Origin of the sequence: Nioella nitratireducens, assembly GCF_001879715.1 — a bacterium.
GTDB classification, from domain to species: Bacteria; Pseudomonadota; Alphaproteobacteria; order Rhodobacterales; family Rhodobacteraceae; genus Nioella; species Nioella nitratireducens.
Map to the genome: position 1 here is coordinate 20611 of NZ_MNBW01000006.1, position 24724 is coordinate 45334.

Annotated in this window: 29 protein-coding genes; 14 read left to right on the forward strand and 15 right to left on the reverse strand. The window is 63.4% G+C overall.

What is annotated here, in order from left to right; all coding sequences use genetic code 11:
* Positions 1-95 precede the first annotated feature (95 nt).
* The 5 genes from BKY27_RS06915 (at position 96) to BKY27_RS06935 (ending at position 4657) form a co-directional block, all read left to right on the forward strand.
* Positions 96-1118 carry a sugar ABC transporter substrate-binding protein gene (locus BKY27_RS06915; protein WP_071673932.1) on the forward strand — a complete coding sequence of 341 codons (1023 nt, stop codon included), beginning with the start codon at positions 96-98 and terminating at the stop codon, positions 1116-1118.
* Between the two features lie 117 nt (positions 1119-1235).
* Positions 1236-2324, forward strand: coding sequence for an ABC transporter permease (locus BKY27_RS06920; RefSeq protein WP_071673933.1), 1089 nt, complete (start codon positions 1236-1238; stop codon positions 2322-2324).
* Positions 2300-3103 (forward strand): ATP-binding cassette domain-containing protein, encoded by an 804-nt coding sequence (locus tag BKY27_RS06925; protein WP_071673731.1) that lies wholly within the window; start codon positions 2300-2302, stop codon positions 3101-3103. Before BKY27_RS06920 ends, BKY27_RS06925 begins: the two co-directional genes overlap by 25 nt.
* The gene (locus tag BKY27_RS06930; protein WP_071673732.1) at positions 3087-3713 is read left to right on the forward strand and encodes a nucleoside/nucleotide kinase family protein; all 627 of its coding nucleotides are present in this window, start codon (positions 3087-3089) and stop codon (positions 3711-3713) included. The genes BKY27_RS06925 and BKY27_RS06930 overlap by 17 nt, the downstream gene beginning before the upstream one ends.
* A gap of 14 nt (positions 3714-3727) precedes the next feature.
* The gene (locus tag BKY27_RS06935) at positions 3728-4657 is read left to right on the forward strand and encodes a carbohydrate kinase family protein (RefSeq protein ID WP_071673733.1); all 930 of its coding nucleotides are present in this window, start codon (positions 3728-3730) and stop codon (positions 4655-4657) included.
* Here the strand turns inward: BKY27_RS06935 and BKY27_RS06940 are convergent.
* Both BKY27_RS06940 and BKY27_RS06945 read right to left on the reverse strand, forming a co-directional pair.
* The gene (locus BKY27_RS06940) at positions 4654-5997 is read right to left on the reverse strand and encodes an ATP-binding protein (protein ID WP_071673734.1); all 1344 of its coding nucleotides are present in this window, start codon (positions 5995-5997) and stop codon (positions 4654-4656) included. The two genes, BKY27_RS06935 and BKY27_RS06940, sit on opposite strands and share 4 nt — an antisense overlap.
* The gene (locus BKY27_RS06945; protein ID WP_071673735.1) at positions 5994-6653 is read right to left on the reverse strand and encodes a response regulator transcription factor; all 660 of its coding nucleotides are present in this window, start codon (positions 6651-6653) and stop codon (positions 5994-5996) included. The genes BKY27_RS06940 and BKY27_RS06945 overlap by 4 nt, the downstream gene beginning before the upstream one ends.
* Positions 6654-6801: 148 nt before the next feature.
* Between BKY27_RS06945 and BKY27_RS06950 the strand changes: the two genes are divergently transcribed.
* The 7 genes from BKY27_RS06950 (at position 6802) to BKY27_RS06980 (ending at position 12610) form a co-directional block, all read left to right on the forward strand.
* Positions 6802-7137: a PepSY domain-containing protein gene (locus BKY27_RS06950; RefSeq protein ID WP_071673736.1), complete on the forward strand. Its 336-nt coding sequence runs from the start codon at positions 6802-6804 to the stop codon at positions 7135-7137.
* Positions 7130-7750, forward strand: a complete 621-nt coding sequence (locus tag BKY27_RS06955; RefSeq protein ID WP_084667885.1) for a cytochrome b/b6 domain-containing protein — start codon at positions 7130-7132, stop codon at positions 7748-7750. The genes BKY27_RS06950 and BKY27_RS06955 overlap by 8 nt, the downstream gene beginning before the upstream one ends.
* A gap of 197 nt (positions 7751-7947) precedes the next feature.
* Positions 7948-8340, forward strand: a complete 393-nt coding sequence (locus BKY27_RS06960; RefSeq protein ID WP_071673934.1) for a hypothetical protein — start codon at positions 7948-7950, stop codon at positions 8338-8340.
* A 65-nt stretch (positions 8341-8405) separates the two neighbouring features.
* Complete coding sequence (locus BKY27_RS06965) at positions 8406-8876, forward strand: DUF2271 domain-containing protein (protein WP_071673738.1); 471 nt, start codon at positions 8406-8408, stop codon at positions 8874-8876.
* 95 nt (positions 8877-8971) lie between these two features.
* Positions 8972-9442: a DUF2271 domain-containing protein gene (locus BKY27_RS06970; protein WP_071673739.1), complete on the forward strand. Its 471-nt coding sequence runs from the start codon at positions 8972-8974 to the stop codon at positions 9440-9442.
* A gap of 17 nt (positions 9443-9459) precedes the next feature.
* The gene (locus BKY27_RS06975) at positions 9460-11667 is read left to right on the forward strand and encodes a PepSY domain-containing protein (protein WP_071673740.1); all 2208 of its coding nucleotides are present in this window, start codon (positions 9460-9462) and stop codon (positions 11665-11667) included.
* Positions 11648-12610: an FAD:protein FMN transferase gene (locus BKY27_RS06980; protein ID WP_071673741.1), complete on the forward strand. Its 963-nt coding sequence runs from the start codon at positions 11648-11650 to the stop codon at positions 12608-12610. The genes BKY27_RS06975 and BKY27_RS06980 overlap by 20 nt, the downstream gene beginning before the upstream one ends.
* An 18-nt stretch (positions 12611-12628) precedes the next feature.
* Here BKY27_RS06980 and BKY27_RS06985 read toward each other — a convergent pair whose 3' ends face one another.
* Together BKY27_RS06985 and BKY27_RS06990 are read right to left on the reverse strand one after the other, a co-directional pair.
* Entirely contained in the window at positions 12629-12775 is a 147-nt protein-coding gene (locus BKY27_RS06985; RefSeq protein ID WP_071673742.1) for a DUF2256 domain-containing protein, read from the reverse strand.
* Between the two features lie 124 nt (positions 12776-12899).
* Entirely contained in the window at positions 12900-14009 is a 1110-nt protein-coding gene (locus tag BKY27_RS06990; RefSeq protein ID WP_071673743.1) for a THUMP domain-containing class I SAM-dependent RNA methyltransferase, read from the reverse strand.
* Between the two features lie 114 nt (positions 14010-14123).
* On the opposite strand from BKY27_RS06990, the gene pncB reads away from it, so the two are divergent.
* The gene (gene pncB, locus BKY27_RS06995) at positions 14124-15416 is read left to right on the forward strand and encodes a nicotinate phosphoribosyltransferase (RefSeq protein WP_071673744.1); all 1293 of its coding nucleotides are present in this window, start codon (positions 14124-14126) and stop codon (positions 15414-15416) included.
* On the opposite strand, the gene BKY27_RS07000 is transcribed toward pncB, so the two are convergent.
* Positions 15413-16480, reverse strand: coding sequence for a beta family protein (locus BKY27_RS07000; protein ID WP_084667886.1), 1068 nt, complete (start codon positions 16478-16480; stop codon positions 15413-15415). The two genes, pncB and BKY27_RS07000, sit on opposite strands and share 4 nt — an antisense overlap.
* Before the next feature lie 3 nt (positions 16481-16483).
* Positions 16484-17095, reverse strand: a complete 612-nt coding sequence (locus BKY27_RS07005; RefSeq protein ID WP_233491790.1) for an ImmA/IrrE family metallo-endopeptidase — start codon at positions 17093-17095, stop codon at positions 16484-16486.
* Positions 17096-17167: 72 nt separating this feature from the next.
* On the opposite strand from BKY27_RS07005, the gene BKY27_RS07010 reads away from it, so the two are divergent.
* Positions 17168-18259: an IS630 family transposase gene (locus BKY27_RS07010; protein WP_071673747.1), complete on the forward strand. Its 1092-nt coding sequence runs from the start codon at positions 17168-17170 to the stop codon at positions 18257-18259.
* A 12-nt stretch (positions 18260-18271) separates the two neighbouring features.
* Here BKY27_RS07010 and BKY27_RS07015 read toward each other — a convergent pair whose 3' ends face one another.
* From BKY27_RS07015 to dapA, 9 genes are all read right to left on the reverse strand, one after another.
* Complete coding sequence (locus BKY27_RS07015) at positions 18272-18649, reverse strand: hypothetical protein (RefSeq protein ID WP_071673748.1); 378 nt, start codon at positions 18647-18649, stop codon at positions 18272-18274.
* Positions 18650-18706: 57 nt separating this feature from the next.
* The gene (arfB, locus tag BKY27_RS07020) at positions 18707-19123 is read right to left on the reverse strand and encodes an alternative ribosome rescue aminoacyl-tRNA hydrolase ArfB (RefSeq protein ID WP_071673749.1); all 417 of its coding nucleotides are present in this window, start codon (positions 19121-19123) and stop codon (positions 18707-18709) included.
* 304 nt (positions 19124-19427) lie between these two features.
* Positions 19428-20063, reverse strand: coding sequence for a queuosine precursor transporter (locus BKY27_RS07025; protein ID WP_071673750.1), 636 nt, complete (start codon positions 20061-20063; stop codon positions 19428-19430).
* A gap of 107 nt (positions 20064-20170) precedes the next feature.
* On the reverse strand, positions 20171-21355 hold the full coding sequence (locus tag BKY27_RS07030; RefSeq protein ID WP_071673751.1) for an amino acid aminotransferase: 1185 nt from the start codon (positions 21353-21355) through the stop codon (positions 20171-20173).
* Positions 21356-21367: 12 nt separating this feature from the next.
* The gene (locus BKY27_RS07035) at positions 21368-21928 is read right to left on the reverse strand and encodes a GNAT family N-acetyltransferase (protein ID WP_071673752.1); all 561 of its coding nucleotides are present in this window, start codon (positions 21926-21928) and stop codon (positions 21368-21370) included.
* Positions 21925-22776 (reverse strand): 3-mercaptopyruvate sulfurtransferase, encoded by an 852-nt coding sequence (gene sseA / locus BKY27_RS07040; protein WP_071673753.1) that lies wholly within the window; start codon positions 22774-22776, stop codon positions 21925-21927. The genes BKY27_RS07035 and sseA overlap by 4 nt, the downstream gene beginning before the upstream one ends.
* A gap of 78 nt (positions 22777-22854) precedes the next feature.
* Complete coding sequence (gene smpB, locus BKY27_RS07045) at positions 22855-23334, reverse strand: SsrA-binding protein SmpB (RefSeq protein ID WP_071673754.1); 480 nt, start codon at positions 23332-23334, stop codon at positions 22855-22857.
* A 19-nt stretch (positions 23335-23353) separates the two neighbouring features.
* Complete coding sequence (locus tag BKY27_RS07050; protein WP_071673755.1) at positions 23354-23842, reverse strand: SAM-dependent methyltransferase; 489 nt, start codon at positions 23840-23842, stop codon at positions 23354-23356.
* A gap of 1 nt (position 23843) precedes the next feature.
* Positions 23844-24716: a 4-hydroxy-tetrahydrodipicolinate synthase gene (dapA, locus tag BKY27_RS07055; RefSeq protein ID WP_071673756.1), complete on the reverse strand. Its 873-nt coding sequence runs from the start codon at positions 24714-24716 to the stop codon at positions 23844-23846.
* Positions 24717-24724: the final 8 nt, after the last annotated feature.

Consider the following 24724-nt stretch of genomic DNA (forward strand, 5'->3'; position numbering starts at 1 on the left):
AAGAGTGATTTATTTATTGACAGGGCACCATGAGTCGGCCCATTAAGATGTCACTGGGCGATGAGGCGCCCTATGCAATTCTCTGGGAGGACATCATGACCAACACATTCAAGGCCGTTCTGCTTGGGGGCGCCGCTGCGCTCGCCCTTGGCACCGCCGCACAGGCACAAGACACCACCGCCTGCCTGATCACAAAAACCGACACCAACCCGTTCTTCGTGAAGATGCGCGAAGGCGCGTCAGCCGCGGCCGAGGCTGCGGGCATCACCCTGCAAACCTATGCCGGCACCATCGACGGCGATGTCGAAAGCCAGGTCGCAGCCGTGGAAACCTGCATCGCCGCCGGCGCATCGGGCATCCTGATCACGCCCTCCGATTCCCGCGCTTTGGCGCCGGTCATCGGTCAGGCGCGTGAGGCCGGCATTCTGGTGATCGCCCTCGACACCCCGTTCGAACCCGCCGACACCGCCGACGCGACCTTTGCCACGGACAACTTCCGCGCTGGCGAGCTGATCGGTGAATGGGCTGCCGCGACCCTTGGCGAAGAAGCCGCCAACGCCCGCATCGCGCTGCTTGACCTGAACGCCTCGGAAGTGTCGGTCGACTACCTGCGCGATAACGGCTTCCTGCAGGGCTTCGGCATCGACATCATGGACCCGACCGACATCGGCGACGAAACCGACCCGCGTATCGTCGGCAATGATGTGACCAACGGCAACGAAGAGGGCGGCCGCACCGCGATGGAGAACCTTCTCCAGGTCGATCCGAGCGTGAACGTCGTCTACACCATCAACGAACCTGCCGCTGCCGGTGCTTACGAGGCGCTGCGTGCCTTCGGTCTGGAAGATCAGGCGCTGATCGTTTCGGTCGATGGTGGTTGCCCCGGCGTTCAGAACGTCGCCGAAGGTGTGATTGGCGCGACCTCGATGCAGTTCCCGCTGCTGATGGCCTCGCTCGGCATCGACGCGATCGTCCAGTACGCTGCGGACGGCACCCTGCCGGAAAACAGCCCCGGTCTCGACTTCTTCAACACCGGCGTTCAACTGGTCACCGACCACCCGGTCGAAGGCATCGAGTCGATCTCTTCGGAAGAAGCGCTGGACCTGTGCTGGGGCTGATCCCCTAACGGACAAGACGGGACAGGGCGGAAGGTTTCGCCCGTCCCCACCAAGTCGTGATATGACCGGTGCCACCCGCGCGCCCGAGTCCGCACGCAGCCGTTAATGGAGGAAATGATGGCGGAGCAACCTACCGCATCCGGCCAAGAGTACGAGAAGTCTCTGGGCCAAAGCGACGCGCGTGTCGCTGAGTTCGAGAAGAGACGGCACACCCCCTTGCAACGGGTGCAGCACATTCTTCATTCCAATCCCACCATGGTTCCGGTCATCGTTCTGATGATGGCCTGCGTTGCGTTTTCGATTATTGCCGGCGAGCGGTTCTACCGGCCTTTCAACCTTGGCCTGATCATGCAGCAGGTGTCGATCATCGGCATTCTGGCTGCTGCGCAGAGCCTCGTGATCATCACGGCGGGCATCGACCTGTCGGTTGGCGCGCTGATGGTTTTCGCCTCGGTCGTCATGGGGATGCTCGGTGTGAACCTTGGCCTGCCGTCCGGCATTGCGATCCTTCTGGGGGTCGGTTTGGGGGTCACGGGCGGCATGCTCAACGGCTTCTTCGTCACCAAGCTGCGCCTGCCGCCCTTCATCGTCACCCTCGGCACGTGGAGCGTGTTCCTCTCTGTCCTGCGCCTTCTGACCGGCTCGCAGTCGATCCGCTCGCAGGATATTGACGCCACCGCGCCACTGCTCAAGTTCTTTGGCCATCATATCGACATCGGCACCCCGCCCGCGGGGGCCCGGATCACCTTTGGCGTCCTGCTGATGTTCGCCGTATTCGGGGTGCTTTGGTATGTGCTGAACAAGACCGCATGGGGCCGTCACGTCTACGCCGTCGGCGATGATATCGAGGCCGCCGAACTGTCGGGCATCCGCACAAAGCGCGTGCTTTTGTCGGTCTACATGCTGGCCGGGGGCGTCGCCGCCATCGCGGCCTGGGCCTCTATCGGTCGGGTCGGCGCGATCTCTCCCAACGGGTTTGCCGAGGCGAACCTGCAATCCATCACCGCCGTCGTAATCGGGGGCATCTCGCTTTTCGGGGGGCGTGGGTCCATCCTTGGGCCGCTTTTCGGGGCGCTGATCGTGGGCACCGTGGAAAGCGGGCTGCGGTTGGCCGGGCTCGACGTGCAATGGCAGATCTTCTCGATCGGCTGGCTTATCATCATCGCGGTCGCCATCGACCAATGGATCAGAAAGGTGTCTGCATAATGTCTGCTGTAACTCCTGTCGTCGAAGGCCGCGGTCTCGTGAAGCGCTATGGCCACGTGACCGCTATCGACCACGCTGACTTTGAACTCTTACCCGGTGAAATCCTTGCTGTGATCGGCGACAACGGGGCGGGAAAATCCTCGATCGTCAAGTCGATCTGCGGGGCCGTCACCCCCGATGAGGGCGAATTGCTGATCGAAGGCAAGCCGGTCCATTTCAACTCGCCCATCGAGGCGCGTGATATGGGGATCGAGATAGTCTATCAAAACCTCGCCCTGTCGCCCGCGCTGTCGATCGCCGAGAACATGTTCGCCGGTCGTGAAATCCGCAAACCGGGTTTCGTCGGTAACTGGTTCCGTATGCTCGACAAGAAAGAGATGGAACGCTTCGCCCGCGAGAAACTGTCAGAGCTTGGGCTGATGACTGTCCAGTCGATCAACCAGGCGGTGGAGACCCTCTCGGGTGGTCAGCGTCAGGGCGTGGCCGTGGCCCGTGCCGCCGCCTTTGCGACCAAGTTCATCATCATGGACGAGCCGACCGCCGCCCTTGGCGTCAAGGAAAGCCGCCGGGTGCTGGAACTGATCAAGGATGTCCGGGCACGCGGGATTCCGATCATCCTGATCAGCCACAACATGCCGCATGTCTTCGAAGTGGCTGACCGCATCCACATTCACCGCCTTGGAAAGCGTCTGTGCATCGTCGATCCGAAACAGGTGACCATGTCCGACGCCGTGGCCCTGATGACAGGGGCAATGCAGCCCGATGCCGTCGCAGCCTGAGGACATCGCCCAAACCACGCTGCCGCGACTTCTCTCGCTTGGGGGCGAGCGCAAGATCATCGCCGTGGCGGGGCCGCCGGGGTCGGGGAAATCCACGATCTCGGCGGCGCTTTGCGATGCGCTCACCGGCGCCGGGCGCTCTGCCGCCGTGGTGCCGATGGACGGGTTTCACCTCGATAACCGGCTGCTGGGTCCGCGTGGCTTGCAATCCCGCAAGGGCAGCCCTGACAGCTTCGACGCCGACGGGTTCGTGCAGCTCATCCGCCGGATCGGCTCGGGGCGTGACGTGATCTATCCCCTCTTCGACCGGGACCGCGACATCGCCATCGCGGGGGCTGGCCACTTGCCGCCCGAGGTGGAATTCGTTCTGGTCGAGGGCAATTACCTGCTGCTCGACCGCGCGCCTTGGTCCGGCCTGTCGCCGCTGTGGTCCTTTACGCTCAAGGTCGATACCCCGCTCGACAGGCTCAAGGGCCGCCTGCGCGACCGCTGGGTCGAGCAGGGCCTGAGCGAGTCCGATGCCTGCGCCCGCCGCGACGCAAATGACTTGCCAAATGCCGAACTGGTCCTGTCGAATAGCCGGGACGCCGACCTGACGATTTCCAACTGACAAAGGATGCCCCAATGATCCTGTGCTGTGGCGAAGCGCTTATCGACATGATCCCGAAACCCACCGTCGAAGGCGGGCAAGAGGGGTTCGTGCCACATTCCGGCGGTGCCGTGTTCAACACGGCCATCGCGCTTGGCCGTCTCGGCACGCAGGTCGGCATGGTCACGGGGCTGTCGTCAGACATGTTTGGCCAGCAACTGACCTCCGCGCTTCAGGCCAGCCATGTCGATACCAGCCGCGTGATCCGGTCGGATCGGCCAACCACGCTGGCCTTTGTCAAGCTGACCGACGGCCATGCCACCTACTTCTTTTTCGACGAAAATACCGCCGGGCGGTTGATCGCGCCCGACGATCTGCCAAGCCTGTCCGGGGATGTGAGCGCGCTCTTTTTCGGCGGCATCAGCCTTGCCGTGGACCCCTGCGCCGACACCTACGCCACGCTGCTGGACCGTGAGGGAGCATCGCGCGCGGTCATGCTGGACCCGAATATTCGCCCCGGCTTCATCAAGGATGTGGACCGCTACCGCGCGCGGCTGGCGGCGATGCTGGCCGGAACCGATATCGTCAAGGTCTCGGACGAAGATCTGAACTGGATCTTCCCCGGCCCGGAATCGCTGGCCGACAAGCTCGACCAGATGCGCGCGACCGGCCCCAAGGTGGTCCTTTTGACCCGTGGGGGCGAGGGCGCGACCGGCTACCTTGCCGATGGCCGCGCCGTCGCGGTTGCGGCGCCAAAGGTGCAAACCGTGGATACAGTCGGGGCAGGGGACACGTTTAACGCGGGCGTTCTGGCAAGCCTGTCGGAACAGGGTTGCCTGACCAAGGATGGCATCGCCGCCCTGACCGAACCGCAGATCCGCGCGGCGCTGGACCTTGCCGCGCGCGCGGCCGCCGTGACCGTCACCCGCGCGGGCGCCAACCCGCCGTGGCGGGAAGAGATTTAGACCGAATCCGACGGGCCAGACAGCCGCAGCCGAACCTCGAACCCATCGACGGCGCCGGGGCGCGGCGAGCGCAGTTCAAGGTGGCTGCCGCTGCGTTCTGCGATGGCGTCCACGATCGCCAGTCCCAACCCGCTGCCATCGGCCTCGGACCCGGCCCGTTCGAACCGCCCGGTCAGGCTGGCCAAGGCCTCGGGCGTCATCAGGGGCGAGTCGTTTGCGACCGAGAAAAACCCCGTCTCCGACAAGCTGACCAGGACCGGCGTGCCGTCTCGTCCATGGCGCAGGGCGTTTTCCACCAGATTGCGGCACAGAATGCCGAAGGCGTCGGGGTCAAGGTCGGACAGAACCGGGCGGTCGGGCAGGCTCAACTCGATGCGGCCCGCGCCACCGCCCGAGCGTTCGATATCCTCCACCACGATTTGCGCCACCGGGCGCAGGTCGCTGGACCCGTCCATCCGCAGCCGTCCGCCCTCGGCGCGGGCCAGTTGCATCAGCCGTTCCGCCAGCCGGGTCAGCCGTTTCAGCGTTGACTCGATATCAGCGGCCCGTTGTCCGGCGGCAGGGTCTTGGGTCTCGGCGCGCAGTCTCTGCGCCTGAGCGATCGCCCCCGCCAGCGGTGTCCGCAATTCATGCGCGGCATTGGCGGCAAAGCTGCGCTCTGCATCGAAGGCGGCCCGCAGCCGGTCGAGCAGGGCGTTCAGCGTCTCGGCCACCGGCGCGATTTCGGACGGCAGGCCAGGGGCGGGAACCGGCGACATGTCGCGCGCGGTTCGGTCCGCCAGCGCATCGCGGAACCGGCGCAACGGGCCAAGGCTGGTGCGCACCGCAAGGATGACCGCGATCAGCGCGATGGGGATCACCAGGAACAGCGGCAGCCCAAGCGCCATGCGCATTTCGCGCGCCGCCGCGTGACGGTGGGCCAGCGGCTCGGCCACGGTGATGCGGATCGTGCCTTGCACAGCGTCCTGGTTGTAGAAGCGGAACGCGTCATTCTGGCTGAATCCGGCCCCTTCATAGGGCGGGAAGACCATCGGGTCGGCATTGTGGGATTGCATCAGCACACGCCCTCCCACATCGCGCACCACATAGGTGAACAGTTCGTCATGCTGGCGCACGTCGCCGATATGTTGTGGGCTGGTCAGGTCCTCGCGCCCCAGCAGGTCCACCACCGCGAGCGGCAGAATGCGCTGCGCCGTTTCACGCAGGGCCGAATCGAAGACCTCGTCCATCTCGTTGCGCAGCACCAGCGCGGTGACCGACGCCGCCGTGATCCAAAGGACCGTCATCAGGATGCCGATCCCCAGCCCAAGCCGCAGTTGCAGGCTGGCACCGGGCCTCATGCGGTGCCCAGCCGATAGCCCATTCCGCGCTCGGTCTGGATCACGGCGGACCCCAGCTTCTTGCGCAACCGGCTGACATGCACCTCGATGGTATTGCTCTCGATCTCCGCCCCGAAGGCATAAAGCTTGTCTTCCAGCTGTGCCTTGGACAGCAATTGCCCCGGTCGCCCGAGGAAGGCTTCGAACAGCGCCCATTCCCGTGCGGTCAGCTGCACCGGCTTGCCATTGTGCAGGATACTGCGGGCGGCGAGGTCGATTTCCAGCGGGCCATGGGTGATGATCGGGTTGGGGTTGCCCGCGTAACGCCGGGCGACCGATCCGATCCGCGCCGACAATTCGGCCAGGTCGAAGGGTTTCACCAGATAGTCGTCCGCGCCTGCATTCAACCCCTCGATCCGGTCGGAAATCTGGTCCAGCGCGGTCAGGACAATGACCGGCGTGACACTGCCCCGCCCCCGCAGCGATTTGAGAAAGCCGATCCCGCGTCCGTCCGGCAGCATGAGATCCAGCAAGATCAGGTCATAGGCCGCGCCCGCCACGGCATCGCCTGCCGCATCCAGCCGCGTGACCCAGTCCACTGAATGGCCATCGCCCGCGATCTGGTCACGCACGGCGGCACCCAGGACGGTATCGTCTTCTACAAGCAGAATGCGCATGTATCGGGTCGTCCTCTTTCCTGTTCACGCTATCTTTTGCGCTGCCCGCCTGACGACAAGCTGACGGGCGAATTGCACTGGCTTCAGTCTCCTGTCAGATTCGCAGGGCATCTACAGGGTCAAGCTGGCCTAAAGCGGAGTGTGGCCCATGACGAAAACGCTGACAATCGCAACCTTCCTCACCGCGATGATATCGGGTGGGGCGGCGCTGGCGAGTGACGATTGCTACGAACCGATGGCCAATTGGCAACCGCGCGGCGCGGTTGCCGATTTCGCGATGGACGCCGGTTGGCTCGTGCACCGGATCAAGATCGACGATGGCTGTTATGAAATTCAGGCCGTCGATGCCGAGGGCCGCCAGATCGAGATCACGCTGAACCCGGCGACACTGGAAATCCTCGATTTCGAGTACGAAGATCACCACGACGACGATGACCAGTCTCACGGCAGCTCTCACGATGGTGAAGGCGACACCCATGACTGAGACCGTGCGCGTCTGGGATCCGCTGCTGCGCCTGTTCCATTGGGCGCTTGTGATCAGCTTTGCCGTCGCATGGCTGAGCTCTGAAGAGTCGCAAGGCCTGCATGAACTGGCGGGCTACGTGGTGGCCGGGCTGCTGGCCTTCCGCCTTGTCTGGGGTCTGGTCGGCGGGCGCTATGCCCGGTTTTCGCAGTTCCTGCGCGGCCCGGTCACGACGCTGGCGTATCTGCGCGACATGGTGACAGGCCGCGAAAAGCGCCATATCGGCCATAACCCGGCAGGTGCCGCGATGATCGTGGCGTTGGTCCTGTCGCTCTCGGCGACCGCCTACACAGGCTGGTTGATGGCCGATCAAACCCGGATCGCCCTTGTGCCGCAGATCGTCACGATGGCCCATGCGGATGAAGACGGCGAATACGGCGAATACCGGGAATACGGCGAATCCGGCGGCGGATCGGCCGGCGACCTGCACGAAGTCTTTGCGAATCTCACCCTGCTGCTGGTCGCCTTGCATGTCGGCGGCGTTGTCCTCGCCTCGATCCGTCACAAGGAAAATCTGGCGCGCGCCATGGTCACTGGCCGCAAGCGTGCCGCCGAGCCGGGCGATATCGCCTGACATGTCCCCAAGGGCTTGCTTCGTCCCTCGCCCTTGACTGAGCCCCGTGTTGCCCAAGCACGGGGCTCTTTTTATGGGCGCCGCCCGGCGGCTGGTGCGTTCCTGACAGCAAGCTGAAGCGAAAAGTTAAGCTCTGTCAGGCAACGCTCAGGCCCGGGGGCCAAATGTGGATCATCGAAACACAGGAGACCTACTCAATGACCAGGAAATTTGCCCTTCTGCTCGCCACCGGCGCCCTGACCGCCGCAGTCGCGCTTCCCGCCCTCGCCCTTGGCACCGACGCCATCTCCACCATGCAGCCGACCGGCGCGGGCACGCTGTCCGCACAGGACGGGATGCAGCCGATGCTGCTGGCCGATGATGACGGCGACGACGATCGCGGTGAAGGCGGCTGGCTGTTCGGTCGCGGTGGCGACGATGACGACCATGGCCGCTACGGCGACGACGATGGTGAAGGCTGCGACGATGACGACGACAACGGTCGCGGTTGCGTCGGCGGCGGCAACAACCCGGCCCCCGCAGGTTCGGTCGCCCCCCCGAACAACGGCCTGTTCAACAACGGCGCGGCGCCGCAGGCCCAAACCAACTGATACCGCGGGGGGGGCTGTGCCCCCCTTTCCTTCTTCCCAATGATATTCCGAAAGGCACCAGACCGATGAAACCGCTTCTCGCAACCCTCGCCGTGACGACTGCTTTGACAGCCCCCGGACTGGCGTCGGCCCGGCCCGTGACCCTGACGACCAACCTCAACAACTACGGCGGTCCCGGCGCCTATCTGGCGCTCTACGTAACCGATTCCGGCGGGAACTATGTCGGCAGCCTCTGGATGGCGGGCGGGCGGTCGCGCTACTACCGGCACCTGTCCGATTGGTATCGCTTTACCGGCGGCAACACGGCGGAAGTGAACGGCATCACCGGCGCCAGCGTCGGTTCGGGCCGCAGCCTGACCGTGTCGCTCGACCTGTCCGACGCGCTCTTCGACGCAGGCTATTCCCTGCATATCGACGCGGCTGTCGAAAACTACCGGGAAAGCCCGAGCGAGATCGTCGTGCCGCTGACCACCGCTGGTGCGGGCACCCCGGTGCGCGGTCGCCGCTACATCGCGGCATTCGACTACAGCTTCTGAGATCTGGTGAAGGTTCCACGACACGCGCCCGAGTCACCCGATTCCGGCAAATAGCTTCGCTTTCCATCCAAAACGTTCCGAAAGGCATAGGGCCGATGAAACCGCTTCTCGCATTGTTCGCGATGACAACCGCATTGACCGTTCCGGGAGTGGCTTCTGCCCGTCCTGTGACGTTGACCACCAACCTCAGCAACTATGGTGGGTCCGGCATCTACCTTGCCCTTTACGTCACCGATTCCAGTGGCAACTATGCTGGCAGCTTGTGGTTGGCAGGCCGTCGGTCGCGCTACTATCGGCACTTGTCCGACTGGTTCCGCATGACCAACGGCAGCCGGTCCCAAATCAACGGGATCACCGGCGCCAGCGTTGGCGCCGGTCGCAGCCTGACCGTGACGGCGGATCTGGCAGACTCGCTCTTCGATGCGGGCTATTCGCTGCACATTGATGCGGTCGCCGAGCACCGCCGGGAAAGCCCGAGCGAGATCGTCATACCGTTGACCACGGCAGGCGCCGGAACGGCGGTGCGTGGTCGCAGTTACATCTCTGCCTTCGTCTACAATTTCTGAAACCTGGGGGAAGATCCATGACACGCGCCCTGCACCGTTGGCCTGGCCTTCTGGCCGCCCTCCTTCTGATGACGCTTGCACTGAGTGGCGCGGCGTTGTCGATCTTCCCTGCGGCGTACCGCGTCGCCGCACCGCAGGCCGCGTCTGGCCTGACCGTGGCCACGCTCGCCCAAAGGATCGAAGCGGTCTATCCCACGGTCGGACAGATTCGCCGCGCGCCCTCGGGCGAAATCACCGCCTATTGGTTTGACAACGGCGTGCCGGGTGCTGCGGTCATCGACCCGACCACGGGGCAGGGCGTCGCCAATTCCGACCCCAACCAGATTGAACGCTGGCTGACCGAATTTCACCGCTCGCTGTTTCTTGGTGACAATGGCCGCATCGTCATGGCCGTCGGCGCGGGCGCGATGCTGATCCTTGCGGTCTCGGGCATCTTCCTCGTGGCGCGGCGCACAGGTGGCTGGCGGCGTTGGTTCTCGCGGGTGCGCGGGCCGATGTCCGGGCGTCTGCATGTCGAATTTGCGCGGATCGCGGTTGCGGGGTTGATGCTGTCCTCGGTCACCGCGCTGTGGATGACCGCCTCGACCTTCAGCCTGCTTCCCGATGAAGCCATGCCCCCTAACTTCCCATCTCAGGTCAGCGGCGAGACCGGCTTTGCCATGGCCGACGTGCCGACCCTTGCCTCGACGCCGGTTTCGGCCCTGCGCAACCTGACCTATCCCTATCCCGACGACGCGACCGATGTGGTCACCATCGAGACCGACACCGGCACCGGCTATATCGACCAGGGCACTGGCGAGATGCTTGCCTGGGCCGACCTGAGCGGTTGGGCGCGCGTGTCGGAAACCATCTACATGCTGCACACCGGCCAAGGCGCGGCCCTTCTGGGCGTGATCCTCGGTCTGATGGCGCTCTGCGTGCCGCTGATGGCCGTGACCGGCACCATCGTCTGGCTGGTGGGCCGCCGGGGTCGTCCGCGGATTCGCGGAAACGTGGCCGCTGGCCGGGCGGAAACCGTGGTTCTGGTGGGCAGCGAAGGCGGCACCACCTGGGGCTTTGCCGCGACCCTTCACGCCGAGCTGACCAAGACCGGCCAAGCCGTGCGGGTCGAACCGATGAGCAGCTTCAACCCGGCGCGCTATTCCCATGCCAAGCGCCTGATCGTGATGGCCGCCACCTACGGCGATGGCGACGCCCCGGCCTCTGCCAAATCCTTCCTCGACCGTCTTGAACAGGCGCAGCCGGCCCCCGGCCTGCCGCTGTCCGTGCTTGGCTTCGGCGACCGCAGCTTTGCCCATTACTGCGCCTTCGCCGAGCAGGTGCAGACCCGCGCCGAGGCCCTGGGCTGGCACCAGTTGACGGATTTCGACACCGTCGACCGCCAGTCGCCGCAGGACTTCGCCCGCTGGGGCCGCGCCCTGGGTCAGGCCATGGGGCTGGACCTTGAACTGACCCACCAGCCGGTGGTGCCCGCCTCGCAGGACATCACCCTTGTCTCGCGCCGCGACTATGGCGCCGAAGTGCAGTCGCCGACGGCCATCCTGCGCTTTGCCCTGCCGCGCCGCAGCCTGTGGCAGCGCCTGACCGGTCGTGGCCTCGGCCGTTTCGCGGCGGGTGATATCCTTGGCGTGGTGCCCGAAGGGTCCACCCTGCCGCGCTTCTATTCGCTGGCCTCCGGTCGCCGCGACGGTTTCGTCGAGATCGCGGTCAAGAAACACCCCGGCGGGCTGTGCTCTGGCCAGCTGATGGCGCTGGAGCCGGGCGATACTGTCCACGCCTTCGTGCGCCGCAACCCCGGTTTCCGTCCTGACCGCAGCAAGGCGCCGCTGATCCTGATCGGCGCGGGCACTGGCATCGGGCCGCTTGCGGGCTTTGTTCGTGGCAACACGCGGGGCCGCCCGGTGCACCTGTTCTTCGGGATGCGCCACCCCGACAGCGATTTCCTCTATGGCGAGGATCTGACCGGCTGGAAGCAGGACGGTCACCTGACCCGGATGGTCACTGCCGTCTCGCGCAGCCAGGCCCCCAGCTACGTGCAGGACGCGCTGCGCACAGAAGCCACCGACGTGGCCCGGTTGATCCGCCAAGGGGCCCGCATCATGGTCTGTGGCGGGCGGGGCATGGCCGAGGGCGTCTCAGAGGCACTCGCCGATATTCTCGCCCCCGCCGGGTTGACTCCGGCCAGCCTGAAAGCACAAGGACGGTATGTCGAAGATGTCTACTGAACTGACCCGCCACGCGCTGAACGGCGCCACAATGGGCACCCGCTGGTCCGCCCTGTTCTTCGCGCCCCAAGGCGCCGACCCGGCCCCGATCCAGGCCGATCTGCAAGCGGCCGTGGACGCGGTGGACGCGCAGATGTCGACCTGGAAACCCGACAGCGACCTGATGCGCCTGAACGCCAGCCCGCTGGATGAATGGATCAAGGTGCCTGCCGCCCTGATGAAGGTCGTGGAGATTGGGTTGAACATCGGGCGCGTCTCGGGCGGGGCCTTCGATATCGCCATGGGCGATGCCGTGACCGCGTGGGGCTTTGGCCCGGAAACCGCAGATGGCGCGCGCATTCAGAACGCCCTGTCCTCGGATCGCGCCGCCGCGCCTCAGGTGATCGACGTTGACCTGCCCGCCCACCGCATCCGCAAGACCGCGCCCGTCGCCCTTGATCTCAACGGGATCGCCAAGGGCTTTGGCGTGGATCGACTGGCCGAGGTGCTGACCGATCACGGCATCACCGATGCCCTCGTGGGCATCGACGGCGAAATGCGCGCCCTTGGCCTGCGCCCGGATGGCGAGCCATGGACCATCGCCGTGGAAAACCCCAACCCCGAGCGGCGCGAGGCGCTATCCATCCTCGGCCTGCAAGACGCGGCGGTCGCCACATCCGGCGACTATCGCCATTGGGTCGAGGTGCAGGGCCACCGCTTGTCGCACACGATGGACCCGGCCAAGGGGGCCCCGCTGGCGGCCTCTCCGGCCTCGGTCACCGTGGTGGCCCGCACCTGCGCCGAAGCCGATGCATGGGCAACCGCGCTGATGGTGCTTGGTCCAGATCGCGGCGCCGATCTGGCGCGGCAGATGAAACTGGACGCACTCTTCCTGATGCGCACGCCATCGGGCCTGCAACAGATCGGCATCGGCGCGTTGTTTGAAGAGGGCGCCCCTGCCTGAAGCATGACGCCTGGCCAGTCACCGTGGTCGCGGTCTCTGTCTGCGGCACCGGTCCGAGCAATAGCGGACCTCGTCCCAGACCTTCTCCCATTTCTTGCGCCACGCGAACGGGCGGCCACAGGTGGCGCAGGTCTTGGTCGGCAGGTGGGGTTTCTTGTGGGCCATGACGGGGCAGATAGGGCGGGATGACGGCTTGCCAATTCCTCTGGGGAAGCGGCACTGACGTGGCGGCGGAGCCAATCCACGGTCCAGGTCCAGCCGAGGCTCGGGGTTGGGAATTACCCCGTCTTCACCGCAACTCGTCCGTCCGCCAGAGCGTGATTTTCAGCCCGCCATGCGCCACCGGAGGCTCGGTCGGCAGCCACGGCAGCCCGGTCGCCTTTGCCAATCCGCCATCGCTGGTCACCAGCCCGACGCGCCAGCCCCGGAACCGGTCCAACAGCGTCTTGCCAAGCGCGCCATAGACCGAGAACAGCAGCTTTCGGTTGCCGATCCGCTCGCCATAAGGCGGGTTCACGATGACCAGACCTGGCGGTCCCTCGGGCGGTTCCAGGTCGCTGACCGCCTGCCGGGCAAAGATGCAGGCCGCGCCCACGCCCGCCCGCTCGGCATTCTCGGTCGCGCTCCTGATCGCTCCTGCATCCCGGTCATAGCCGTAAAACCGCGCCTCGGGCATCGTCACCTGCGCGCCCGCCCGCATCCCCTGCCACCGGGCCGGGTCGAACCCTGCCAGATGCTCGAACGCAAAGTCGCGCGTCCGTCCGGGGTACAGCCCCGCCGCGATCTCGGCCGCCTCGATGGGGAACGTCCCCGAACCGCACATCGGGTCCACCACCGGCCCGGTGCCGTCATACCCGCATTGCCGCAGCAAGAGCGCGGCAAGGTTTTCGCGCATCGGGGCCTTGCCGACCGCAGGCTTGTGCCCGCGTTTGTGTAATGCCTCGCCCGTTGCGTCCAGGCTGATCGTGCACAGGTCATCGTCGATCCGTGCCTTGACCACCACCTTCGCCTCGTCGCTGATCGGGCAGCCGAGCGTTTCGCCGATCGCCCGGCTGATCCGCTGCGCCGCTGCGCCCGCGTGATAGATCCTTGATTTCCGGCAGGACGCCTCGACCTTCACCGGCTCATCTGCCCGCAGCACCGCCGCCCAATCCACCTTGCGCGCCCGCTTGTCCAACTGCGCCAGATGCATCGCCCGGAACTCCGCCACCCGCACCAGCACTCGCGCCGCGCCGCGCAGAGCCAGGTTGGCCCGCCAGACCTCGGGCCAGTCGCCCCGCGTCTCGACCCCGCCCGCCACGGGGCGCGGATCCGCAAAGCCCTTGTCCCGCGCCTCTTCGGCCAGAACGGCCTCCAACCCCGGCGGGGCCACCAGAAAAATGTCGAACGGTGCGCTCATCTGGCCTGACTACCGGCTTTCAGGCGCCTCTCCCAGTGAAAACATGCGGCGCGCCCTTGCCCTCCCCTGTCCGGCTTTGCTCTACCTGTAAGTCGAACAACACGAGAGTCCCCCATGGTCGACATCGCCACCCGCGTCTACAACCACAAGTGGAAGATCGACCCGATTGTCCGGTCGCTCATCGACACCGATTTCTACAAGCTGCTGATGTGCCAGTCGGTCTTTCGCAACAAGCCCGACACGCAGGTCTCTTTCAGCCTGATCAATCGGACCACCCGCATTCCGCTGGCCGAGCTGATCGACGAGGGCGAATTGCGTGAACAGCTTGACCACATCCGCTCGCTCTCGCTCTCGCGCGGGGAAAGCACGTGGATGCGCGGCAACATGTTTTACGGCAAGCGCCAGATGTTCCGCCCCGACTTCATGGATTGGTTCGAAACCCTGCGTCTGCCCGCCTACCACCTCGAAAAGCGCGACGGCCAGTATGAGCTGACTTTCGAAGGATCGTGGCCCGAGGTCATGCTGTGGGAAATCCCCGCCCTCGCCGTGCTGATGGAGCTGCGCGGCCGCGCCGTCCTGCAACATATGGGCAAATTCGAGCTGCAAGTCCTTTACGCCCGCGCCATGACGCATCTGTGGGAAAAGGTCGAACGTCTGCAACGCCTGCCGGGTCTGCGGCTGGCTGATTTCGGCACCCGCCGCCGCCATTCCTACCTGTGGCAGGATTGGGCCGTGCAGGCGATGATGGAGGGGCTGGGCGAGAAATTCGTCGGCACCTCCAACTGCCTGATCGCCATGAAACGCGATATCGAGGCCATCGGCACCAACGCCCACGAACTGCCCATGGTCTATGCCGCGCTGGCCGAAGATGACGCCGCGCTGGCCCGCGCGCCCTATGACGTGCTGGCCGACTGGCACGAGGAGCATTCCGGCAACCTGCGCATCATCCTGCCCGACACCTACGGGACGGAAGGCTTCCTGAAAAACGCGCCCGACTGGCTGGCGGGCTGGACCGGCATCCGCATCGATTCAGGCGACCCCGCGACGGGGGCCGAGATCGCCATCGACTGGTGGCGGTCGCGCGGCGAGGACCCGCGCCAGAAACTTGTCATCTTCTCCGACGGGCTGGACGTGGAAAAGATAGAGGAGCTTCAGGCCCAGTTCGCCGGCCGCGTGCGGGTTTCGTTTGGCTGGGGCACGCTGCTGACCAACGATTTCCGCGGGCTGGTCCCGAATGACGCGCTGGCGCCGTTTTCGCTGGTGTGCAAGGCTGTGGCAGCCAACGGGCGGCCCACGGTGAAGCTCTCGGACAACCCCGAGAAGGCCATGGGGCCAGCGGACGAGATCGCCCGGTATAAACGGGTGTTCGGCGTGGGCGAGCAGGAACGGGTGGAGGTTGTGGTTTAGTCCTCCCAGTCTTCCTCCAAATCTAGACCAACCAAGTCATCTCCATACATTGCTTGATGGTACATATGAATATTAACTCTTGCTGAAACGTTTTTTTGAGGCGAGTTAATCCCCACTCCCCTACTGCCTGCTGTTTCCAAGATCATTTCTTCTCCCCAAATCCCCAACCCCCCTGTCCAGTACCCGCTTTCGACAATTGCACGAGCTGCATCATCAAATCCCCAATCCTCTTCACGGTTGCGGGCAATAATCCAGCTATTTGCTGTGGGGTAGTCTATCCTTGGGAGCGGAGTTCTCCCAAACCCATTTTCTCTTGGTTTCGTGCTCCCCCAGTCACCATAGATCAGCACCTCTCTTTGAGCGTTCTGTCTAACGAGAGAAAGAAGCTCTCTGTTTGCAAACGGCACCTCTGTCACCCCTAGAAAAGCAGTATAATCTCGAGGTGCCGAAGTGCACGAGATAACAATGGGAACACGGCCATCCAATCTTCCAAGAGTGTTATTAATTAAGCCCGAAACCTGGGCGCTCAGCGTCAATGGATCACTGGTCCACCCACCTTCCACTAAAACAGAGTACTCTGCTGTTCCAAATTCAACAAGAAGGTCGATTATGTCATCTAGATTTCTAGGAAGCCTATCAAGCCGTAACCGGAGGCAAAATTCTCGCCCAACCGCTTGAAGGTTTGAAACTTGCCCCTCAATATTTTCCCTACTTGCTGACACTAGTTGAAGACACGGTATCGCATGGTCGTACTGGATCCAATGCTCCCACCAAGCTGCATAAGCGTCGTCTGCGTTTAACAGTGATAGAAAGTCTTGTTGCACCGGCCTTTGCCAGTCACCTCCATCGTAGTCACGGTCAAGATCTAACAAAAATGGACGATTTGGGAAAGCATCGTCTATCCGTTCCATACCTCTTTCAAGTGTTCGAGCAGTGGTCCATGGCGAAAAAAGAAAGCATGGCATCATCCTATCTTTTGCCACACTCGGCAAAAACTCTAGACCCCGCAATTCTGCGGGACGCATACATAAAGTAGGAACATAAATTTCCGGACCTAATGGCATAGCCTACCCCGCAACGAAATTTCCAAGCTTTATTTCCATTGCAGCTTTTGAAACACCCCACTCATCCGAGAGCTGCTCGACTACCTCTTCGGTGATCGCGCCATCTGAAAAATACCGACGCGCATCTCTCTCAATAAAGTCATCTGGCATAATTAAATCTGCCGCTAGTCTGTTTGCCTCATACTCTATTTTTTGAGGCAGGCCAGACCTTAGCAGAATATTATCCTTTATCCCATCCTGCTCGTCAATTATGCTTTTATGTAGCAAGAAGTGAGATATTTCATGCGCGATCGTGAATCGCTGCCTACTACGTGTTTCAAACTTGTTTACTCTTATTTCATATACCCCGTCTTCCGCCTTCCTGATTGAACCAGATACTCCACGATCAAGTGGCGCAACCTTTACCCTCAAACCTAAACTGCGCGCAAGAGCACCGAGTGGCACAGGTTTTTGCGAAAGAAACGGAGCGATTAGATCGCGCACATTTTTGGAAAGATGACGAAACTCAATACTTGCCATTTCAGAAGTCCTCCTCATCTCCGGTTTGGCCCATCGCCTGCCGCTGAAACGCCCGCTCGAGCGCTGCATCAAGTCGATCTTGGTACGCAGGGTCACTCAGAAACTGTGTTAGTGTTCCCCGTCTGACATAGGATTCCCTGTTAGGTTCGAGTGTGTCATTGTCGGGCTATGAGACGCGATGACATTTGCCTGTACCTGAACCCCGATGACCGTGCGCAGCTTCAAGCTCTTGTCATCGACCGCAACACTCCGCGCAAACTGGTCTGGCGGGCTGAGATCGTGCTGGCGACGGCTGATGGCCATGGCACCAACGGAATCATGCGACGTGCGAGTACCTCGAAGCCCACCGTCTGGCGCTGGCAGGAGCGCTACCTTGACGAGGGCTTGGTCGGGCTCATGCGAGACAAGACCAGGCCATCAAGGGTGCCGCCGCTGCCGCGGGAAACGCGTCTGAAGGTGATCGCCAAGACGGTGCAGGATAGCCCGCCCAACGCTACCCACTGGAGCCGCGCGTTGATGGCCGAGGCGGTCGGCATCTCGCCCTCGAGCGTGGGCCGCATTTGGGCTGAGGCGGGGTTGAAACCGCATCTGACGCATGGCTTCAAGGTCTCGAACGACCCGATGTTCGAGGAGAAAGTCACCGATATCGTCGGGCTTTATCTCGATCCGCCGGAGCGGGCCGTCGTGCTGTGCGTCGATGAGAAATCGCAGATCCAGGCGCTCGACCGGACCCAGCCGGGATTGCCGCTCAAGAAGGGTCGCGCGGCCACGATGACCCACGATTACAAGCGTCATGGAACGACCACGCTGTTCGCGGCACTTGATGTCAAATCCGGCATAGTGATTGGCGAATGCCTTCCACGCCACCGGGCCAAGGAGTTCCTGAGGTTTCTGCGCCGCATCGACCGGGCCGTGCCGGGGACGCGCGCGGTGCACCTGGTGCTCGACAACTACGCAACGCACAAGACGCCCGAGGTGAAGGCCTGGCTGGAGAAACACCCGCGCTTCAAGCTGCACTTCACGCCAACCAGCGCGTCCTGGCTCAACCTCGTCGAACGGTTTTTTGCTGAAATCACCACGAAGCGCATCCGGCGCGGCAGTTACACCAGCGTCGACGACCTGGAGACCGCCATCTACGACTACCTGCTGCAGCACAACGCCAAGCCAAAGTCCTTCACCTGGACCAAAACGGCTCAGGATATCCTCGCCCGGGAACGGCGCGCCCTGAACGCCCTCGATGAAATCCGCGGAAACCGGTAGCAAGTGTCAGACTCAGAACATTAGCTTGTCCTCCAAAGCGCGCGGCAAGTCGTTTCTTACTGCTTCATTTATTGCCTCGGAGGCTTGCTCTGGTAGCGACTTGAGCTTTTTTTGCGCTTCTTCTTTCGCCACATTTTCCGCCGTATTCCTGGCATCTTCCATGATTTCATTCTTTGTACGGAATGCTATGATCGCAATACCTAAGCCCAAGCAACCAAGTAGTATTGTCGGTGCCGTAAGCAACACTGAGACAAAGTCCGAATAAGAAAACTCGACTCTGGTGAGTTGTCCGTCTTGGCTAGGTCCTAAAATCAGGTCGTAGCTGCTCAAAACGTAGATCACGATGAGCGTCACGATGATCGCTGCGAGAGTGCTAAGAAAATTTTGCATTGTTCCTCTTCTGTTCTACCAATTACCACTCCGAAACTTGTCGCACAACAAGAAAGATCACTCCCCCGTCTCTCCCCTCAACCGCTTCACCTCCCCCCGCACCTTCTTGGCCTTGAGGCGCCGCTCTATACTGCCCTTGGTGGGCCGGGTCGGGCGGCGTTTTTTCGGCGCCACCGTTGCCCGCCCAATGAGCTCCGCCAGCCGTTCCCGCGCGATCTCCCGGTTGCGGGCCTGGCTCCGCGTCTCCTGCACGAAGATCACCACCGCGCCATCCTTGGTCCAGCGTTGACCGGCCAGTCGCCGTAGCCGCCGTTTCACCGGGTCGGGCAGGTTCGGGGACCGCTCCGCCTCGAACCGCAGTTCCACCGCCGTGGACACCTTGTTCACGTTCTGCCCGCCGGGGCCGGAGGCGCGGGTGAACTGCTCCGTCAGTTCCCAGTCCTCGATGGTGATCTGGTCGGTGATCCTCAGCATGATCGGCCATTTGTCTGCACGGGGGGTGTACGGGGGGTGTACAGGGGGTGCACGCAGGGTGACACCCCATTTTGACACAGAAAAGGGCCGCCCGCAGGCGACCCTTTCCGAGAAATTCAGGAGGTGGGGTCGGTTAGACCGTGGGCCCACCTGGGATGGTCAACGCCACCAGGGCTGCCTAGTCACGCGCCTCCCAGACTGTCCCGACGCACTTCTCCAATATCTCTCTCGACACTGGGCACCTCCTTTCTGCTGGTTATTTCACCTAGAAGGGTGCCATAGATTTTGTGTTTGTCAAAACTTTTTATGCAACCTGTGCCGTGAGTTTGGCGGTGATGACCCGGAAGGGCACGAGCGCCACCAAGGCAAGCGACAGTTTGACCAGCCAGTCGGCGACGGCCAGAGAGACCCAAAGCGGCACCAGCGGCCCGGCGCCGAGCAGCGGCAAAACCTCGCCCGCCCAGGACACATCGTTCAGCGGCTCAAGGAACCCGAGCGCCCCGGAAAACGCGATCGTAAAGAAAATCGCCGTATCCACAGAAGACCCTACAAGCGTAGACGCCAAGGGCGCCCGCCACCAAGCCCCCTCGCGCAGGCGATTAAAGACAGCGACATCAAGCAGTTGCGCGGTCAGGAACGCAAGGCCAGAGCCCATGGCGATGCGCAGGGTCACGGCGGGATAGGTGAAGCCGTCGCCTTGCAGCATGATCTGCGTGCCGATGAGCGAGCAGATGACACCGACGACAAAACCGGCGATCACCACCTTGCGCGCAGCGGCCACGCCATAGACGCGGTTCATCACATCGGTGACGAGGAAAGCGATGGGGTACGTAAAGGCGCCCCAGGTCAGCCATTGGCCGAACAGGAACTGGACGAGGATGTTGGAAGCGACGACAACCGCCGCCATGGCAAGAATGCCGGGCAGGTAAGAGCGTTTCATATCTTTGATCCGTTTTGACAAGGTAGCGGAGACTTGGCCCTGCCGCGTGGGCAGGGACGGGGCGCTCTACCCCAGGCAGACGGGGCTTGGCAAGCCCCGCCGCGCCGTCAGCCCATCACCTCGGCCACGGCCTTCGCCACAACGGGGATCGTGTCCGGCGTTAACCCGGCCACGTTCATGCGGCTGTCAAAGACAAGGTAGATGCCATGGTCTTCCCGCAGGCGCTCTACCTGTTCGGGGGTGGCCCCAAGTAGCGAGAACATGCCCTTGTGCGCGGCAAGAAAGGCGAACCGGTCCGATCCGGTGATCCGTTGCAATTCCGCCGCCAACGCCTCGCGGTTGGCCTGCATCCCCTCGCGCATCTCGCGCAGTTCCGCGCGCCACAGGTCGGTCAACCCGGCATCGCCGAGGATCGTCTGCACCGCCCGCGCGCCGTGATCGGGCGGGAAGGCAAAGTTCTGGCGGTTGAGCCAGGCCAGCATCCCGCCGGTGGCCGTCGCGGCGGCGTCGTCCCCGCACAGCGCCATGGCAATCCCCACCCGGTCACGGTAGAGCCCGAAATTCTTGGAACATGACCCGGCCAGCAGCATCTCGGGCACCATCCCCGCCAACAGCCGCGTGCCTGCCGCGTCTTCTTCGATCCCGTGGCCAAAGCCCAGATAGGCCATGTCCACAAAGGGGATCGCACCGGTCGCAAGACACAACTCGCCAAGTGCGCGCCAGTCGTCCAGCGTCAGGTCGACGCCGGTGGGGTTGTGGCAGCAACCGTGCACGAGGATCAGATCCCCCGCCCGGACGTCCGCCAGATCCGCCATCATGCCGGCGCGGTCCAGCCCGCCGGTCTGGGCGTCGTAATAGCGGTATTCCCGCAAGGGCAGGTCCAGATAGCTGATAATCGCCGGATGATTGGGCCAGGTCGGGGCGCTGATCCAGACCGTGGCGCCAGGCGTCAGGCTTTTGACCATTTCCAGGATTTGCCGCACCGCGCCAGTGCCGCCGGGGGTGCCTGCGGCGGCCAGACGCGCATGGGGCACAGCATCGCCAAAAATCAGCGTTTTCATCTCCGCCAGATAGCCCGCATCGCCTGCCAGCGCGACATACCCCTTGCTGTCCTGCATCTTCCAGACGAGCTCTTCCGCTGCCTTGACCGCCTTCATCACCGGGGTCTTGCCTTCGGGCGTCTTGTAGACGCCGACGCCCAGATCGACCTTGTCCTTGCGCGGATCGTCCCGGAACATCTGCATCAGCTGGATGATCTTGTCGGGCTGCGGCGGGGTCAGGGTTTCGAACAAGGGCCGTCCTCCTCAGGCGGGGAATTGCGAGGGGTCCCGGTCGCGGGTCAGGACGCGGGCATGATCCTCGGTCCGATAGGGGCGAAATCCCACCCGTTTGTAAAGGTCCAGCGCGCGGGGGTGGTCCAGCGTGCAGGTGTTGACGGTCATGCGGGTCACGCCGTCAGGCGCCCATCCCGTGGCAATGGCCGTGCGCAGCAGGCGCCCGCCAAGCCCGCCGCCGATCGCCTCGGGCACAAGCCCGAAATAGGCCAGTTCGCAGGTGCCCGGCGTGCGCCAGTCGAGTTGAAAGAACCCGTTGGGCCAGCCATCGCGATAGGCCACGAACAGCGCCACATCCGGGTCTTGGATATAGGCGCGCACGGCCTCGGTGGCCTCGGTGTGCTTGTCGACCCATTCATACATCTGCCCGACGGCATCGTAGAGCGACAGGAAAAACCAGACCGGCGGTGCGGCGCAGCGCTCCAGCCGCGTGCCTTCGGGCAGGGCCGGGGCAGGGGCCTCGGGCTGCTCTGTCATCTCCAGATAGGTGATCGTAAAGGGAATCTCGGTGCCAGCGGGGATCACGCTCATCCGGTTTCGACCTTGAGCTGTTCGAACTGGCCCCATTCCGCCCAAGAGCCGTCATAGAGCGCCCAATCGCGGTGGCCCAGCATCTCCAGCCCAAGCGACAGGATCGCCGCCGTCACGCCGGAGCCGCAGGTGGTGATGATCCGCTTGTCCAGATCGACGCCCGCCTGCGTAAAGGCAGCCTTCAGGGCGTCACCGCGCTTCATCGTGCCGTCCTCGTTCAGAAGGGTTGCGTAATGTACGTTTTTCGAGCCGGGAATACGGCCTGCGCGCAGCCCTTCGCGCGGTTCCGGCTCGTCTCCCCGAAAGCGTGCGGCGCCGCGGGCATCCACGATCTGCCAATCGCCAAGTTTCGCCGCCGCGGCGACCTGCGTCACGTCCTTGACCAGATGCGCCTGCCGGCTCGCCGTCATGTGGCGGTCGCGCAGGATCGGCGGCATATCTTCGATCTCGCGCCCCTCGGCCTGCCATTTGCCGAAGCCGCCATCCAGTACCGCGATGTCAGTCTTGCCCATCAGCCGGAACAGCCACCAGACCCGCGCCGCAGAAAAGATGCCGTTGCCGTCATAGACGACCACCTGATGCCCGTCGCCGATCCCCATGGCGCGCAGGCGGCTCATGAATTTCTCGGGCGAGGGGGCCATGTGGGGCAGATCGCTCAGCGTGTCGCTGATGTCGTCGATGTCGAAGAACCGCGCACCGGGAATGTGGGCGGCGTCATATTCGGCCTTCGGATCACGGTTCATGTCCGGCAGATACCACGAGGCGTCGATCACCCGCAGGTCGGGGTCTTTCAGGTGGTCGGCCAGCCATTGCGTGGATACGAGCGTCTTGGGGTCGTCGGCGGACATCGGCAAGCTCCGTATAGGCGAAGTTTTCAGGGGAAATCCCTACTTTGCCCGTTCCCGGCTTGCAAGCTTTGCCGGGTGTTACCCCCGGTCGCGCAGAAGGCGGGCCTTCTGGCGCTGCCAGTCGCGCTTGGCCTCGGTGGCGCGTTTGTCCTGGTTTTTCTTACCCTTGGCGATGCCGATCTTGAGTTTCACCATCCCGCGATGATTGAAATACATGACCAGTGGAACCAGCGTCATGCCCTGCCGCTGCGTGGCGTTCCACAGCCGCGACATCTCTTTCTTGCTGACCAGCAGCTTGCGGCGGCGGCGTTCCTCGTGACCCCACGTCTTGGCTTGCGCATAGGGGGCGATGTAGCTGTTGACCAGCCACAGTTCACCCTCGTCCACGGCGGCATAACTTTCGGCGATGTTCGAGCCGCCTTGGCGCAGCGACTTCACCTCGGACCCGTGCAGAACGATCCCGCATTCGAGGTCATCCTCGATGGCGTAATCGTAGCGGGCCCGCCGGTTTTCGGCGATTACCTTGTAGTTGGGGTCTGTGACGGGTTTCTTTGCCATGGGGGGCGGATATAGGCGGTCAGGCGTCTGGTTGCCAGCCCGGAGGCACATCAATCGACGGCATCCACGGCTTTATGTCCAAAAGCGGCGTCCCATCGTAGCAGTCGATGGCGTCGATCCCCACAACGCCGGTATCCCGGTCGATACTGGTCAGCCGCACGACCGACAGCGCAATCGGGTTGGGCCGCGCAGGCGAGCGCAGCGAAAACGTGCCGCGCGGACCGGTGCTGTGGCGGGGGCGCTGCACCGCCAGCGTGCGGGGGCTTTTGTCCATCCAATAGAGCAGGATCACCTGTCGTCCGGGGTCCAGCCCTTCAAGCGCCGGAATATAGGCCAGGTCCAGTTCGATCCGCGCCGCCTTGCCGCTCTCGCGGGCTTGGCGCAAGTTGCGAGGGCTGTCGCCCTTGGCCCACGGGCTGCGGATACGCCCGATGAAGGTGACCCCGGCCTCGGCCCGGTCGGCGGGGTCGAAGGGCAGCGTCACCTCACCGTCGCGGATCACGGTCATCTCAGTCGATCAGCCCCGCATGTTGCATGGCGGCCTTGATCGCGGCCCGGGTCGCATCTTCGACCGGAACCAGCGGCAGGCGCACCTCGTCCGAACACAGGCCCAGAACCGACATGGCGAATTTGACGCCACACAACCCCGGTTCCATGAAGATCGCCTCGTGCAGCGGCATCAGCCGGTCCTGATACTCCAACGCCTTCGGCCAGTCGCCCGCCGCCATCGCGGCCTGAAATTCGGCACACAGACGCGGCGCGACATTGGCGGTTACGCTGATACAGCCGACGCCACCATGGGCGTTGAAGCCGAGCGCGCTGGCATCCTCTGCCGAAAGCTGAATGAAATCCGGGCCGCAGGTGCGCCGTTGCTTGCTGACCCGCGCCATGTCGGCGGTGGCGTCCTTGACCCCGACGATATGGGGCAGCTTCGCCAGGTGCCCCATGGTTTCCGGGGTCATGTCGATGACCGAGCGCGGCGGGATATTATAGATGTAGATCGGCAATCCAATGGCATTCAATGCGCTGTAATGCGCGATCAGGCCGCGTTGCGTGGGCTTGTTGTAGTAGGGCGTGACAACCAGTGCCGCATCGGCGCCAACATCCTTGGCGTGCTGCACGAAGCGGACCGCCTCAATCGTGTTGTTGGACCCGGCCCCGGCCATAACCGGCACCCGTCCCGCAGCGGCCTGCACCACCGCCTCGACCACCTGTTCATGCTCTTCATGCGTCAGTGTCGGGCTTTCGCCCGTGGTCCCGACCGGCACCAACCCGTTCGAGCCTTCGGCGATCTGCCAATCGACAAGTTTCTTGAGCGTGTCGAAATCCACAGCGCCGTCCTTGAACGGCGTGACCAATGCGGGCATCGAGCCTTTGAACATCACACGCT